The sequence below is a fragment of the Flavobacterium sp. R1_16 genome, from assembly GCF_057652095.1.
The window spans coordinates 117,466-135,394 of record NZ_JBYFCG010000006.1; the positions used below are offsets into that span (position 1 = coordinate 117,466).

General features: G+C 33.8%; 8 protein-coding genes. 5 read left to right on the plus strand and 3 right to left on the minus strand.

What is annotated here, in order from left to right; translation table 11 throughout:
- Positions 1–109: 109 nt before the first annotated feature.
- The 4 genes from AC23L6_RS10995 (at position 110) to AC23L6_RS11010 (ending at position 11,046) form a co-directional block, all read left to right on the plus strand.
- Complete coding sequence (locus AC23L6_RS10995) at positions 110–4,708, plus strand: T9SS type B sorting domain-containing protein (RefSeq protein ID WP_487562368.1); 4,599 nt, start codon at positions 110–112, stop codon at positions 4,706–4,708.
- 182 nt (positions 4,709–4,890) lie between these two features.
- Positions 4,891–7,281, plus strand: a complete 2,391-nt coding sequence (locus AC23L6_RS11000; protein WP_487562367.1) for a TonB-dependent receptor — start codon at positions 4,891–4,893, stop codon at positions 7,279–7,281.
- A 216-nt stretch (positions 7,282–7,497) separates the two neighbouring features.
- Entirely contained in the window at positions 7,498–8,532 is a 1,035-nt protein-coding gene (locus tag AC23L6_RS11005; protein ID WP_487562365.1) for a helix-turn-helix domain-containing protein, read from the plus strand.
- 90 nt (positions 8,533–8,622) lie between these two features.
- A complete protein-coding gene (locus AC23L6_RS11010; RefSeq protein WP_487562364.1) occupies positions 8,623–11,046 on the plus strand; it encodes a TonB-dependent receptor in 2,424 nt (807 codons plus the stop codon).
- Between the two features lie 183 nt (positions 11,047–11,229).
- Here AC23L6_RS11010 and AC23L6_RS11015 read toward each other — a convergent pair whose 3' ends face one another.
- The 3 genes from AC23L6_RS11015 to AC23L6_RS11025 all read right to left on the minus strand — a co-directional run bounded on the left by AC23L6_RS11015 (position 11,230) and on the right by AC23L6_RS11025 (position 14,630).
- On the minus strand, positions 11,230–12,240 hold the full coding sequence (locus AC23L6_RS11015; protein ID WP_487562363.1) for a 3-oxoacyl-ACP synthase III family protein: 1,011 nt from the start codon (positions 12,238–12,240) through the stop codon (positions 11,230–11,232).
- 93 nt (positions 12,241–12,333) lie between these two features.
- The gene (locus AC23L6_RS11020) at positions 12,334–13,608 is read right to left on the minus strand and encodes a YCF48-related protein (protein ID WP_487562361.1); all 1,275 of its coding nucleotides are present in this window, start codon (positions 13,606–13,608) and stop codon (positions 12,334–12,336) included.
- 74 nt (positions 13,609–13,682) lie between these two features.
- Positions 13,683–14,630 carry an ABC transporter ATP-binding protein gene (locus tag AC23L6_RS11025; protein ID WP_487562359.1) on the minus strand — a complete coding sequence of 316 codons (948 nt, stop codon included), beginning with the start codon at positions 14,628–14,630 and terminating at the stop codon, positions 13,683–13,685.
- A 543-nt stretch (positions 14,631–15,173) separates the two neighbouring features.
- On the opposite strand from AC23L6_RS11025, the gene AC23L6_RS11030 reads away from it, so the two are divergent.
- Positions 15,174–17,921: a T9SS type B sorting domain-containing protein gene (locus AC23L6_RS11030; RefSeq protein WP_487562358.1), complete on the plus strand. Its 2,748-nt coding sequence runs from the start codon at positions 15,174–15,176 to the stop codon at positions 17,919–17,921.
- The last annotated feature ends 8 nt before the right edge of the window (positions 17,922–17,929 follow it).

The following is a 17,929-nucleotide window of genomic DNA, read 5'->3' on the forward strand; positions in this document are numbered from 1 at the left end:
TAATAAATTAAAAAAAGTGTATTTTATCGATTTTATTTGCTTTTAAACGATTTTTTAATCGATATTTGAACCATCAAATCATATTATTACTAAGTGACAAAAAATTACCATGAAAAAAGTACTACTTCTACTCGCCTTGACAATTTTTGGAAATTGTTTCTCACAAGCCATTAAAGTGGATACCAATTCGTATTCTACTACACAGTTAGTAAATACTGTATTGATTAATTCACCATGTGTATCAGCAACAAATGTAACAACACGAACAGGGAGTAACTTTGGTTCTGTAAACGGTATTGGATTTTTTCAAAATACAAATCCAAAATTTCCTATGAAGTCTGGAGTTATCTTAAGTACAGGAAATGTAAATAATGCCGTTGGACCCAACAACTCAGAATTAAACGACGGAAATGCTAGTTGGCCTGGTGATTCAAGTTTAGAAAATACGTTAGCCCAATCGGGAATTACGATGAACTCGACAAATGCCACAGTTTTAGAATTTGATTTCACACCTATTTCACCTACTTTTAGTTTTGAATTCCTTTTTGCCTCAGAAGAATATGGAAACTTTCAGTGTCAATTTTCAGATGCCTTTGCTTTTTTATTGACAAATGTAAACACGGGAGTGACAACTAATTTGGCTATTGTGCCAAATACGTCACTCCCTATTTCTGTTGTAACGATTCGCGATTATTTATACAACTCTTCTTGTCCTTCTGCAAATGCTGAATATTTTGGTAGTTATAACGGCGATTCCGCAGCAGCAGGTTCGGCGACAAACTTTAACGGACAAACCAAATTACTTAATGCTTTTGCAACATTAATCCCTAATACTCCTTATCACATCAAATTAGTCATTGCTGACCGTTCTGATTCAGGATCTGATTCTGCTATTTTTATTGCTTCAGATACCTTTAATATTGGACAAGATGTTTTGGGACAAGATTTAACCGTTGCCAATAATACCGCTGTATGTTTTGGAAGTAGTCATACACTTACAACAAATCTTAGTCCTACCGAATATACTTTCAAATGGACTAAAGATGGGGTTATTATTCCTGGAGCTACTAGTGAAAATCTAACTATTACCAAAGCGGGTAAATATGGTGTTACCTATGAAAAAATTTCAAGAACTTGTCAGCCCATTACAAACAGTATAACCGTTGAATATGCGCCACAAATAGTAACCAAAAACCCAACGAATTTATACAAATGCGATACTGGTTCAGCAACTTATCAGTATGATTTGTCTCTGAATACTCCTATTGTAAAAACAGGATTAAATCCATTGACTGAAGTTAGTTATTTTGCATCCATGGCAGATGCTAATGCAAATATTAATGCGCTTCCAATAATTTATAATGGTAGTCCTTCACAAACTATTTATGTTAGAATAAAAAATTTCAACAATGCTTGCTTTGTTGTAAAATCATTTCAATTATTAACTACAACACCAGTGGTTGCTTATCAACCAGAGGACATGGTTCAATGTGAAACAACGTTAAATTCAAAAACTAGTGTTTTTAAACTTTCCAAACAAAATTACTATATTCTGAAAGGGCAACCTGCATCACAGAATTCAGTGAATTACTATCTTTCGGCTAATGATGCAAATAATGCAACCAACCCGTTGAATTTTAATTCATATATAGGAAGTAATAACACTGTCATTTATGCCAGAGTTCAAAATATATATGACATTAGTTGTTTCAGTATTACAAGTTTCAAACTTATTGTAAATCCAATTCCATTAGTAGACAAATTAGAAAATGTAATTCCTTGTGATACTTATGTTTTGCCAACTTTGGTTAATGGAAACTATTTTACAGGTCCAAACGGAACAGGAACAAAACTATCTGCTGGAGATATAATTGATAAAACAAAAACACTCTATATTTTTAATCAGCCTGACCCTCTTGGATGCTCTGCAAGTACTAGTTTTTCAATTACTATAATTGACACTGATACCCAAATTCCAAAAAGTGGAACGTACTGTGGAAGCTATAATTTACCTACATTAAAATATGGTTATTATTATACAGAAGCGGGTGGAAAAGGAACAAAAATTCCTTTTGGAACAAAAGTTACCTCTACTAGCACCATCTATTTTTATTATAAATCTACTGAAGCTCCTTTTTGTGAGATTGACATCAATTTCACTGTAACCATTGTTCCTATACAAAATGTAGGCAATTTTGAGAATGTTTTTGATTGTACGTCTTACACACTACCAAGTTTGACTGTAGGTAACTACTACACCAAACCAAACGGAAGTGGTAGTATGCTCGCTGCTGGAACAGTAATTACACAATCGCAAACCATTTATGTGTTTTCTACCACTGGTTCTCCTAATTATTGTACTTCTCAGGATTCATTTGAGGTTGTAATTGGTATAAATCAAACTGATGTAACACAATGTGGAAGCTATAAATTGCCGAACTTAGCAATTGGTAAATATTATACAGGTCGTGCAGGAACTGGAGATGAACTAAAAGGCGGAACCATAATTAGCGAATCAAAAACCGTTTATATTTACATTCCGAGCACAACTACACCAAATTGTACTGACGATTATCATTTTGAAGTGACTATTGGTCAACCTAAAATTGATGTTTTGGATAATATAAGCGTTTGTGAAAGCTATACACTTCCTGTTTTAATCAATGGTGGATCTTACTTCACGTCTCCAAATGGAGTTGGAACAACACTCAACTCAGGTGATAAAATTACAACAACAAAAACGATTTATATTTACAAAAGTTCTGGTGCAAATTGTAGCAACCAATCTAGTTTTAAAGTTACAGTAAATCAAAAACCTTTGATAGATTCAAGGTCAGATATTGATGTTTGTAATTTTTATGAATTAACACCTTTAAAAATTGGAGATTATTACACAGGACCAGGAGGAACGGGTACTAAACTTCCGTCTGGAACAATTATTAAAAGTTCGCAAACCATATACATCTATGCAGTGTCAAATGCTGCAACAAGTTGTTCTGATGAAAATAGTTTTAGAATCAATATCTTTTCTATAGAGGCCGATGCTCCAAAAGATGTAAGTGCTTGTGATAGCTATACGCTACCTGCTCTTAAAATTGGAAACTATTATTCAAAATCAGGTGGACCAAGCACAGGCGAAGGAAGTCTAATGCATGCTGGCGATGTTATAACCAGCACCAAAACTATCTATGTATATACTGAGTCTGGTGAAAGAATCAACTGCTCAGATGAAAATAGCTTTGTGGTAACTATAAATAAAACACCTGTAGTACCCGCAATTCCAAATGTAAATGCTTGTAATTCCTATACATTACCTAAACTCACTATAGGTAACTATTACACAGGACCAAAAGGAACAGGAACTAAGCTGAAAGAAAATGACATAATTGTATCCAACCAAACCATTTATGTTTATGCAGAAACAGCAACAACACCAAACTGTTTTGATGAAAAAAGTTTCAGTGTCAATTTGTTTAATGTAGATGAACTTCAAAATGTAACTATCTGTGAAAATTATACCTTACCTGCATTAAAATCAGGAAAATATTATACAGGTTCTAAAGGAACAGGTACAATGTTGAATCCTGGACAAGTTGTCAATAGCTCACAAACCGTTTATATCTATGGCACTTCACCATTTAGTCCAAGCTGCTTTGATGAAAGTTCATTTAAAATAACAATTGTAAAAACACCCATTGCCCACAGTATCCCATCAAGTCTAACCACTCTTTGCGACGAAGATGGAATTAATGATGGAATAACCACTTTTGATTTGACCCAATTTAATTCGATTGTTCTAGGAGATCAAACCGCTCCCGAATTTACAGTTAAATATTATGCCACTCAAATAGATGCTGTAAATAACAAAAATGACATTGTTTCGACAAATCTAAAAACAATTTTTGTCAGAGTTAGTAATACATTAACGGCTAATTGCTATGACTTGAAAACCATCACATTCAATGTTATGAAAGTTCAAAGTCCAGAACCAAAAGGTGGAATTATCTGTTTTGACAGTAAAACCAATACACTTTTGAACTCCTATACCATCTCAAGTGGATTAAGCGCATCAGGATATACTTTTAATTGGCTTGACGAAGCTGGAAATGTTGTTGGAACAGCGAGTACTTATGAGGCTAAATTACCTGGCAAGTACACTCTTAAAACCTCAAGTAAATCAACAGGTTGTTCGTCTTTCCCAATTGCTGTTGATGTTCTACCTTCAGAACCAGCAACGATTAACTATACGCTTTCTGATAATTTTTCTGAAAACACAATCTTAACTATTGAAGCTACTGGTGTTGGTGGAGATTATGAATACCAATTGGATTCAGGTCCGTTCCAAGATAGTCCGATATTTCAAAATATAGAATCGGGCACACATTCGGTAACTGTTAGAGACAAAAATGGTTGTGGAAATTCAGCAACAAAAATTTTAGTAGTGAATTATCCTAAATATTTCACCCCAAACGGTGATGGTGTAAACGACACATGGAACATCACTCCATTAAAAGATCAAACCAACTCAGTCATACATATTTATGACCGATATGGAAAAGTGTTAACTCAAATTTATCCTAGTGGACAAGGATGGGATGGAAATTATTTTGGAAGATCACTCCCCTCATCCGATTATTGGTTTACCATAAACTATATTGAAGATGGAATATCCAAAGAATTTAAATCGCATTTTGCTATGAAACGATAATTTTAACTCCCCTCCCTTTTTTATCATACTCCCAAGAATTCTTGGGAGTTTTTTTATGTCAGAATTTGTAACAAGTAACTAATTGTAGCGTCTATTTCTTTTTTAAAAATAAATTATTTTTAAAACTTACTTTCAGAAATAATAAAAAGTAAATTTGAACATCGTTAGACAAACAACACATCATGAAATTAAAATCAATCCTATTCTTTCTCTTATTTAGTTTTCAATTGATTACTGCTCAAAATGCAACAACAACCCTAAATTCAGGAAGTATTTCTGGTAAAGTTGTCGATAAGAAAACTAAAGAAGCCATTCCCTATGTTAACATTATAGTTAAAGATAATGCGACTGTTGTAAACGGTGGGATTACACAAGATAACGGAAATTTCTCTGTAAAGAATCTCGAACTTAAAACCTATTCTGTTGAATTTCAGTTCATAGGTTATAAAAAACAAGTACAAACTATCAGCCTGAGTAGTGGTAACAAGAAAATAAATATCGGTACCATTTTTTTAGAAGATGAAACGGTACAACTTGAAGGAGTAGATATTGTAAATGAACGCTCTACCATTGAACAAAAAATCGATAGAAAAATCATTAATGTGGGAAAAGATTTAATTTCTGCCGGAGCTACAGCTGGTGAAATAATGAACAACATCCCGTCGGTGAGTGTTGATCCTCAAAACAATACTATCAGCCTTAGAGGAAATTCTAATGTGCGGATATTTGTTGATGGCAAACCTACTAATATCGACCCTTCACAATTATTACAACAAATTCCGTCAGCTTCGATAAAACAAATTGAATTGATTACCAATCCTTCGGCCAAATACAATCCAGAGGGCATGAGTGGAATTATCAATATTGTATTGTATAAAAATTCCAAATTAGGGTTCAACGGAAGTTTGAACAACGGCGTTACTTTTGGGAAAACGCCAAAACTGAATTCCTCATTAGACCTCAATTATCGTGTTGGAAAATTTAATTTCTACGGGAATTACGGATTCAACACTGGTAAATATGCAAATAACGGGGAAGTAACCAGTCGCGAACCCAGCAAGGAAAATTATCAACGATTTATCTTTGGAGATAACAACACCTCCCATTTAATTAAAACCGGACTGGATTTTTACATCAATGAGAAAAACACCTTGTCTTTTTATACCATTCAGAATCTTTTTAGAGCTGATGCTGGCGGAACTACTGATGTAAATTATGAAGACGATATCATCAATTCAGATATATTCCAAATTTTTAGCAACACCAATAAAACCTATTCCGAAACCTATAATTTGGATTACAAGTTAGACTTCAAAAAAGAAGGTCATAGTCTCGAAGTAGAGGCTTCCTATAACAAAAATGATCATCCTGAAAATGCTCTTTTCGAGTTTCCACTGAGCCAATCTTCCTACTCTAATCAAGTGAACACTTTGGGAGAAAACACCATTGTCAACATCGATTATATTAATCCACTATCAGAAACTACAAAACTAGAATTGGGATTGGAAGCGCGTGACGAAAAAACAGACAATAGTTTTGACGTAGACCACCTTTACAATTCCGATTTTAATTACCGAAGAACCATCTATTCAGGCTATGCTACCTATGGAAAACAATGGAACAAATGGAGTATGCAAGCGGGAACACGAATCGAACAATACGATGTTGATGCCTTATTTAGAAAAGCAAACGAAAACGATGCGCCTTTTAAAGACGCTATTTTTACACTTTACCCTTCGGCCTTTTTAACCTATTCGCCAACGGATAAAAACTCTTTCAATTTGAATTATTCCAGAAGAGTCGACCGACCTAGTATTCAACAAATCAACCCTATAAGAGAATGGAGTACGCCAGTAATTGATTCTAAAGGAAATCCTGACTTGGTACCACAGTTCACCAATTCTATCGAATTGAATTACACTCGGAAAACCAAGATAGGTTCGATAACTTCAGGCGTTTTTTACCGAATTATCCAAGACGAAATTGCTAGAGTGGTCTACAGCAACCCCGCAGATTTGAACAAGCAGGTGTTGTCTTATGACAATTTTGACAACAACAATGCCTACGGAATTGAAGTGTCTGGAAATCTTGATTTTACCAAATGGTGGAGTGCCAACATTGGACTGGATGCTTATGGCAAAAAAGTAAAAGGAACAGTGGAAACTACCAGAGGAAACCTGGAATATGTTGAGATAGATGCTTTGATATTTAATGCCAGAATGAACAATACTTTTAAGGCTACTAAAAATTTACGCTTTCAACTCTTTGAAATGTATAGAGGTCGTGACAGAAGTTTGCAATTTGACCGAAAACCAACCTGGAAAATCGATATGGGTTCCAGCTACACCATTCTAAAAGGCAAAGGAACTATTAGTGTGCGCTTGAGTGATATTTTTAGAAGCATGAATTTTGCTTTTGATGCTGATAAACCTTTCAAACGATATGGTCAGTTCAATTGGGAAAGCAGAACGGCTTATGTAGGTTTTAATTACAAATTTGGTTCTGGAAAAAACAACGCTCTAAGACGAAAAGAGCGTGACAAAAACGAAACTCAAGGCGGTGGCCCGATGTAAAAATCAATTAGGATACATCATTAACACTTGACAATTATTTATATTTGTGAAGCAACTAAAGGATGATGGTCATACTTATCTACCCAAAATTGGGTCGCTTGGTATGTTTTTGTCATACATTTATACAAGTTATCTGCAACCCCTGCCGAGCGACACAAATAGCGGAAAAGACAATCAAATTTTCACTACTTTTGCCCAAAAAACTTAAGTAAAATAATGCTCCAAACCATTCAAATCATTGCTTTAACACAAGGAATTTTTGTTCTTTTTGTCTTGTATACAAATCGGAAAGATTACAAAAAAACTACTTTTTGGTTGCTCTTTGGAAGTTTAGTATCTGTTTTGCTCTACATCTTGGGTGATGATAAAAACAATCTTTTTTTTAAAAATACAGATTGGTTTCTTTTTGATAACACCTTATTTGTAACTTTTCTCTTTTTGTTTTTCAAGTATTACAAAAATGAAAGAGAAAAATTTATAAAATCCAATTATCTATTTTTTCTTCCCAACATTTTTTATTTAATTCTTGAAGTACTTGAAATAAAATTACCCAAAGAAAACTTGAATATTGAAGTTCTAGAAGTGCTTTTAGAATTAACTTTTGTGATTTATCTAGTCTTAATTTTACATTCTGTTTTTACAGATAAAAGAAGAATTTGGACTACTTATTTTGTTATTCCAATTGTTATTTTACTTGTGTTTTCTTGTATAAATGATATTCTTAAAATAATTGGATTACAAGAATTGTCTTTTTTCAGCAATCAAAATTTTAACTCCTATCTTTTATTAATTGTCGCTTTTTTATTCTACTTTATTTCTTTTAAATTATTGACTAATAACAAATATATTTTGCCAAAAAACGAAATAAGCAAATACAAAAATTCTAATCTGAACACAAAACTGATTGAACAATATAAGTCAGATTTAATTAATGCAATGGAAATAGATAAATTGTACTTAAATGGAAAATTATCCATTCAAGATGTTTCAAACGAACTCAATATTCCAAAACAGTATATTTCGGAAGTTTTAAATGAACACATGAACACCAATTTCCAAGATTTCATCAATGAATATAGAGTAGAAGAATTTATAAAACGCCTAAAAAATGACCAAAACAATCAATTTACACTTTTAGGAATTGCTACAGAGGTAGGTTTTAATTCTAAATCTTCTTTTAATGCAATATTCAAGAAATCCAAAGGTTTAACACCGACTCAATTCAAAAAAAATCTTGCACAAAACAACTAATTTGTACAAAAAAATTATTCTGCACTCGTCTTTTTTTGCTTACTCGTTGTTACTGACGTTATTTGCAGTTTAATTTAAAATTGATCAAAAATGTTTCTACAAAATGCATCAAAAAAAGTATTATACTTTTTGATTTTACAACTTTCATTCTTCTCAATCTCAAATGCACAAACAAGTGTAACCGTTTCGGGAATTATAAAGGACAAAAATAGCAAAGCTGTTTTACCTTTTGTAAACGTGGTGTTAAAAACGGAAAAAGACAGCACATTTATTAGTGGAACAGTAACCAACGAGGAAGGACGTTTTTCTTTATCAAAAATAAAATCAGGAAACTACTATTTAGAGGTTTCTTTTATCGGCTACAAAACATCAAAACAATCACTTTTTGTAGGTAATCTAACAGAATTTTTAGATGTTAACACTATTGAATTGGATGAAGAAACTACCACATTACAAGAAGTTGTTGTAACAGGAAAAACTTCCGAATTAAGTGCAGCAATGGACAAAAAAACATTTTCTCTGAAAGACAATATCAGTCAAAGTGGTGGTTCGGTTTTACAAGCCATGCAAAATTTACCAAGTGTAACCGTGCAAGATGGAAAAATACAACTGCGAGGAAACGATAAAGTAACAGTGTTAATTGACGGTAAACAAACAGCTTTGACAGGTTTTGGAAACCAAACAGGTTTAGATAATATTCCCGCATCTGCGATTGAAAAAATTGAAATCATCAACAATCCTTCTGCCAAATATGATGCAAATGGAAACGCAGGAATTATCAATATTATTTACAAAAAAAACAAAAAAGATGGTTTTAATGGAAAGTTTGGTTTTACAACTGGTGTTGGTTCACTTTGGGTGCGAAAAGAAAATTTACCAACCATAAGACCGCAATATACTTTTACACCAAAAATCAATCCGAGTGTTTCGCTCAATTATAGAAAAAACAGAGTCAATGTTTTTTTTCAAGGCGATTATTTATATACCGAAACGCTTAACAAAAATGAATTTGTAACAAGAAATTACGACAATGGCGATGTCATAAATTCGCAATTAAAACGCAACAGAAATACTCATTTTACTACATTGAAAAGTGGTTTTGATTATGCAATTAATGACCAAAATTCGTTAACCATTTCAGGACTTTTTGGAAGTGAAAAAATAATTGACAGAGGAGACCAACCCTTTTTTAATGGCGATTATTCACAACGTTACAGACTTTGGCAATTTTTGGAAGATGAATTAAAAACAACCATAATGGCTACTGCTAGCTATCAACACAAATTTAAAGAAGCAGGACATTTACTAAATATCGGTTTCAATTACACTTTTCACAGAGAAAATGAAAAATATTTTTACGACAATTATTTGACAACTTCCACAGGAACAGATGCGTTTAAATTATTGTCTGACGAGCAAGTGTATGATTTTAACTTTGACTACATAAAACCATTGAAATACGGACGAATTGAAACAGGTATTAAGTTTCGTAATAGAAACATACCAACCAATATGCAATTTATTCCTGGTGTAAATTCAGTTTTAGACACCAATGCAGGCGGTTGGGCAACTTACAAAGAATTAATTCCTGCCGTTTATGGAAACTATATTTTTGAAAACAAAAAATGGGAAGCCGAATTAGGCTTACGAGTTGAGTATATAAAAATTCAGTACGACGTAAATCCTAACCATATAGTTTATCAAAGTGATGGTTATCATTATACGCAACCGTTTCCAAATTTACGTTTGGCATACAAAATTAACGACAATAACAAAGTTTCTATTTTCTACAACCGAAGAGTTGACCGACCTAACGAAGTTGATATTCGTATTTTTCCAAAATATGACGATGCAGAAATAATTAAAGTTGGTAATCCTGCATTGCGACCCCAATTTACCAATTTGATAGAATTGGGCTATAAAAAAAGTTGGAAAAAAGGAAGTTTATACAACGCCATTTATCACCGATTTGCCGATGGAACTATTACACGAATTTCAAGCACCGTTCCACCAAGTAATTTAATTTATGCAACATTTCAAAACGTAAATAAAAGTTACAACACAGGAATTGAAATGGTTTTAGCACAAGAAATTTCTAAATTGTACACATTCAATATTAATCTAAACGGATACAGAAATCAAATTGATTCATTTACTGTTGAAAACAAATATCCTACTACACATACATTTGCAGCAGACAAACAAGAAATATATTCCGGAAACATAAAATGGAACAATACGTTTCATTTTCCTAAAAACATAGATGTGCAATTAACATCAATTTATTTAGCACCCGATATTATTCCACAAGGAAAAATTAAATCTAGGTTTTCATTAGACCTTGGACTTAAAAAAGCAATTCAAAAAGGGAAAGGCGAACTCTTTTTTAATGCTACAGATTTGCTAAACACAATGATTATCAAAAAAGAAATAAACGGACAAGGCTTTAACTATACAAGTAATGACTATTACGAAACACAAGTGATAAGGCTTGGATATAGTTATAAATTTTAACGGAAAAAGCAATACTGAAAATACGCCAGCAGGTAACAGCGGTCATGACTTATGGCTTGATTTTTTTGACTTCTCGTCTATTTTTCATGAACAAAATTACATCTTGGCGGAGCGTACGCGGCTCGATTGGTGGTAACTAGACATTGTGTACAAATGCGCCAAAAAACACAAATCCTTAAAAAATTACCACCTAATAATAGCACTTGCCCAAGTAAATCCGCTACCAAAGGCAGCTAAAACTACTACATCTCCTGATTTTATTTTTCCTAATTCCCATGCCTCAGTCAGCGCAATAGGAATTGAAGCTGCGGTGGTATTTCCAAATTTTTGGATGTTGTTAAACACTTGGTCGTCACTTAAACCAAATTTCTTTTGGATGAATTGCGATATTCTCAAATTCGCTTGATGCGGTATCAACATGTCAATATCAGTAACCTGCAAATTATTGGCTTGCAGTCCTTCATGAATCACTTCGCTAAAACGCACCACTGCATTTTTAAACACAAATTGTCCATTCATATACGGGTAGTAACTTTCATCGTTGGGGTCGTTATCGGCTAGAATATCCGTAACCCAACGCCCTCCCATTCCGGGTGCTAGAACCGCCAACTCTTTAGCATGTTCCCCCTCAGAATGCAGGTGTGTAGAAAGCACGCCTTTTGTAGGATCTTCTTCCCTACTAATAACGGCTGCTCCTGCTCCATCACCAAAAATCACTGAAACACTTCGACCTCTATCGGTCATGTCTAGACCCAAAGATTGTAATTCCGACCCGACAATGAGTATGTTTTTATACATACCCGTTTTAATGTATTGATCGGCAATAGACAAGGCATAAACAAAACCCGAACATTGATTGCGAATGTCCAAAGCTCCTATGGTTTTCAATCCCAACTCTTTTTGGAGGGAAACTCCGGGTCCTGGGAAATAATAATCGGGCGAAATCGTGGCAAAAACAATAAAATCGATATCTTCTTTGGCAACTCCAGAACGTTCAATAGCTATCTTGGCGGCTTTGATTCCCATTGTTGTGGTAGTTTCTCCACTTCCTTTGACGATATGTCTTCGCTCTTGAATTCCTGTTCGTTCTTGAATCCACTCGTCATTGGTATCCATAATTTTAGATAAATCGTCGTTGGTGACAATATTTTCAGGGACAAAATATCCTAGCCCAGCTATTTTTGAATGATACATCTGTTGTTCGTTAGAGTTAGTAATTACATCTACTTGATACGAAATTATACGTTACAAGGTAGTATATTTTTGTAAATCAACAAAAAATTAAACCTATTTTACGAATTTAATAGACTGCCTTCCAGTATTGGTGTGAAGATTAATGATATACACTCCAGCGGCATAGGGAAAATCGAAGGTGTAGGTTTTGGAAGTAGCTTTTAGAATATCATCTTTATACAGCTCTTTTATAAGATGTCCTACACTATCATACAATTCAATGATAACATGGTCACTTTCGTTGAAAGTCATGGTTAGATTTAATTTGTCTTTAATCGGATTAGGATGAATCGCAGCATGTAAAGGAGTTCTATCTTTTTCAACAAAATTAGGCACTGCTAAACTTCCTTCACTAAACTTGTAAATGGTAGTTCCTGAAGCATAGGCCAAATTGTCTTTCAAAATAACTATTCGATTCAAATTACTACCCACATTGGTGTTGACCCAAGTATCGCCACCATCAGTGGTTTCATAAAACCCTGTAATGTGGCCTCCCATCCAACCATGAGTTTCTGACAAAAACCCAACTGCTTGAACATTTATATCAGGAAAATTTTTGCTAGTCCAACTCACTCCTGCATCAAAAGACTTAATTAATTTTCCAGAATTAGGTGCCTCCGATTCCACCGAACCAAAAAGAACATCAGAATTTGAGCTCAAAATTTGCAACTTCCAAACGTACTCTCCAGGTATATTTGAATTGTAAATCTCATTCCAAGTTGTTCCTCCATCGGAAGTTTTTAATACCACAGCACCGTTGACACTCTTTCCTGATGCATAACCAGTATTTTCGTCTAAAAATAGAATTTCCACCAAAGCATTGGCATAAGCACTCATGTCTGTATATTGCCAAGTCTCGCCTTTGTCTGTAGATTTTATAATGTAGGCTGGCGAAAAATAAGCTCCACAACCATATATTGTAGAAGTTCCCACTGCGTCCAATCCACATATAGCTGGAGGATTGGTTGGAAAATTCGTTACCTGAGTCCAAGTGGTTCCGCCGTCGATGGTTTTAAAGAAAACACCATTAAGTGTACCTACAAAACCGATATTTTCGTCGATAAATTCAATATTTCTGAAGTAATAATTGCCTGGTAGAGTAGTTGTTAATTCCGACAATTGATTTTCCCAAGTTATGCCTCCATCAATAGTTTTATAAACGGCTGCATAAGCACCATTTAAAGCCCAACCCAAGTTGTCGTTGAGAAAAAAAACATCATCAAAACGCTGATTATTCCCATTGGAAAGCATAGAAGTTAGAGGTCGCCATTGCAATTGTGCTTGCAGAGAAATTGAAACTAAAAATAGGAAACAATACAATTTTTTCATTTAAATTTATTTTAATCAAAAATAAGCTATTTATAACTACAACTGCATTGGAAAGAAACAATTACAGTCGAAAATTATTTTTTCAATGCAAGAAAGACAAATTCATTTTGGGATAATTGTTGTTCATTTTCAAAATAAATTACTTGATTTTCGAATACCGCTTCTATCAAATATCCGTTACCTTTAAAAAAGGTTTTTTGAATTTTAACTTTTAAATGTGATTTCTCGACCACTTGCAATTGATGTGGATACACTAAAATTTTGTCTGTATCACTTCCGTTAGAATCGAATAACTGCTTTGGAAATTCATTCACTTCATCAAAAAGCGAAGCGGTATATTTATTATTTAAAGCTGAATATACTTTTTGAGTTTCAGACATTTCTAGAAGATTCCCGTTTCGCAACACAATAGTTTCATCGGCAAATGCGAGTATATCTTTACTGTCATGGGTAGCTACTATGCAAGTAATGTTATTTTCTTTTAAATACTGAAACAAATTTCTTCTCAAGGTATTTTTTCTAAAAGTATCGATTTGGCTAAACGGTTCATCGAGAAGCAAAACCTCTGGTTCTAGGGCTAAAACTCTTGCTAATGCAACCCTTTGTTGTTGCCCTCCGCTTAGAAATTTGGCTTTTACTTTTGCAAATTCAGTCATTTCAACCATTTCGAGCAATTGCCTCACGCGTACTGCCTTTTTATCCTTATAAATGTTCGACAAATATTTACCCACATTTTCCTCTACAGTAATATAAGGCATCAAATCAAAATCCTGAGCTAAATACTTAATATAATCTTCCCCGGGAATAAGATTAAATTTTGGCCCAAGTATTTGTTTTTTATCATATACTATTTCTCCATTATCTAAATCATATAGGCCATAAATTAATTTGAGAAGAGTGCTTTTTCCGCAGCCACTTTCACCGATCAGCGCAATATTCTGACCCTTGGTAACTGTAAAACTTATGTTGTTTATTACTTGAACATCATTATAGGAAAAAGAAGCATTTTTTACAATTAACATACGGCTGGAATAGTGAGAATTAAATCTCAAATTTAAGTAAAGAAGCGTATTAGTGCTACTATGAAATAAAAATTATTTAGGACACTTTAAACAAATCACAATTTTATCCCATCGAGTACAGATAAATATTGGGTACTTTATTACTATTCTAACACTTTGTCTCAAACAATAATTACTGTTTTATAAAAAAATAGTATCAACAACATGAATTATATAGAAAGTATATTTTTTGGCGCATTATAATTGTGAATCATCACTTTTTGAGGTAATTTAAAGTGTATAATTAAATTTACAAAAAGCAAATTATATTAAAAACACCTATACATTAACTTAACATTACTGCATTTTTCAAATACTTAATCGATGTAGCTTACAATACTAGCAGCCTGAAATCCTTATAAATACTCATATTATTTCTAGTGTTTTTGAATTGTACCAATTAATTTTTGTTGTATAGTTTTTATAAACACCTAATTAAATTGAGTGTAAGAACTCTATATTAAATTTGTAACTATCGACGAAACTTTACAAAAACTACAATTTATGACAATCACAACTAAATTTAACAAACGTTTATCCAAAAATCAAAAATCAAAGAAAAATCTTCACTCTTTCAAGTTGTCATTTTTTATGATTTTGGTAACTTTATTTTACTCCGTAGATTTTTTCTCTCAAAACCTGATTAGAAATGGCGATTTTGAAGAAGGAGGTAGTGGTATTGGTTTTGTTGTTAAAGGTAGTGGATATACTCCACTGACAGCACCTTTTTCTGGGACAACCGTTCCTGGAAATTATGGATTTACTACAAATCCACAATTAATGAATACCACCGATTTTATAGCAGGTGGCGACCATACCTCTGGTTCAGGTAAAATGATGGTTGTTGATGGTAATACATTGGGAACTTTGAAACGATTTTGGCAGGTTGGAGCAACAGGTAATGGTGTTTGCGGATTAACCATTGGCGAAACTTATACTTTTAGTTATTGGTTAAAATCAGTTTCAAATATAGGTACTCCAGCATCTATTGAAGTATTCTTAACAGGTGTATCTGATGTGTCTCCAGCTATATCAACAACTATTGCCACACCACAATGGCAAAAAATCACATATACATTTAAAGTCACAACTGGCTGTGTAAGTATAGAATTGTTCAACAATAATGTCACTGCTTTAGGTAATGATTTTGCTGTTGATGATTTTTCACTTCTAGCACCGCCTGTGGCTCTTTCGCTGAGTTATACTTTTAATAATCCGCTTTGCCCTGATTCTATTGATGGTACTATTACTGCAACAGGTGTAGGTGGTAATTTTCCATATTCTAGTTATACGCTTACAGGTGGAGGAATTTCTCCCGTAACAAATACTAATGGTATATTTACAGGATTGGCAGCTGGAACCTACTCTATTTCTATAACCGATGAAGGTAACAATACTGCTCAAAAAAGTAATATTATCCTAACAAATCCTAATAATTTGACCACAAGTCCTAATGTGACGATATGCCAGGGAAGTTCAACAACTTTGACGGTAAGTGGAAGTTCTGCAAGTTACGCCTGGACAGCATCACCTCAAGATTTATCTTTAACAACTCCCAATATTGCTAATCCAATAGTTCAACCAATACAAACTACAACCTATACTGTTACTTCTAATCCAATTAGTGACAATACTCCAAATTTAGTTATTAACGGAGATTTTTCGGAAGGAAATAGATACTACATTAATGATTATCAATATCTTGACAACGGTGGTGGCGGAATACAAAGAGCTTATGGTGTAGTATCTAATCCTAAAAATTGGTTTGGACCATTTGGAGACTGTCGTGACCACACAACAGGAACTGGACTAATGTTAGTTGCTGACGGTTCTACTCTAAACTCAGGAAATGATAGAATTTGGGAACAAACTATTGCAGTTGTTCCTAACAAATCCTACACCTTCAGTTATTGGGTTCAGACAGTTGCTTTGCCAGATCCAGCAGATTTACAAGTTGAAATTAATGGTGCTTTTCTTGGAAAAGATTTAGCTCCTTCAACGGTTTGTGGATGGGCACAACGTAAATACGTTTGGAATTCAGGATCGAATACTATAGCGACGATAGCCATTTATGACAAAAAAACAATGCCTAATGGAAATGATTTTGCACTTGATGATATTGCTCTTAAAATTAATACCACTTGTAACTTGTCTAAAAGCGTAATTGTAACTGTAAATTCATCAATAGTTCCTACTTTTTCAATTACCAGTTCTTATTGTACAGGCAGTACAATTCCAGCTTTACCTACAACATCAAATAATGGAATAACTGGAACTTGGTCACCGGCATTAAATAATACAGCGACAACGGAATATACTTTCACACCAAATGCAGGTCAATGCGCTATTAGTACAAAAACCACACTTGAAATAAGTACTTCAATAACACCTACATTCACCCCTATTGCCCCAATATGCTCAGGAGCTACACTCTCTGCTTTACCAACAACTTCAACAAATGGTATAACAGGAATTTGGTCACCAGCATTAAATAATACACAAACAACTGAATATACTTTTACACCCAATGCTGGACAATGTGGAATACCTGCAAAATTGACAATAGCAGTAAATCCAACTACTACACCTACATTTGATGCTATTGCACCTATATGTTCAGGAGAAACTCCTGCTGCCTTACCTACAATTTCAAATAATGGTATATCAGGAAATTGGTCACCGGCAATAAACAATGAAGCAACAACAACCTACACTTTTACACCAAACGCTGGGCAATGTGCTACAAATACAACACAAACAATTATTGTTGGTAGCTCATCGGTATCAATAACATCGGAATGTATTGATACAGACTATACATTAGAAGCCATAACTGCTGATGAAAATGCTACTTTCAAATGGTATAAAGGAGAAACTCTGTTACAAGGTCAAACATCAAATAGATTAATTGTTAAAACCGCCGATGTATACAAAGTTGTGATTAGTAGTAACGGTTGTCCCGGAGAAGCTACTGAAAATGTAGTGTCATTTTACTGCGATATCCCAAAAGGGATTTCGCCAAACGGAGATACTAAGAACGATTCCTTCGATTTAAGCGATTTTAATGTTCATAAACTCGAAATTTTTAGTAGACTTGGTGTAAAAGTGTACAGTAAATCTAACTATAAAAAAGAATGGACTGGAATATCCAATGCAGGCCAAGAACTACCCGACGGAACTTACTATTATGTAGTAGAGTTTGAGGGAGGAAAGTCAAAGACAGGTTGGGTTTACCTCAACAGAGAGCATTAATTTTTAAA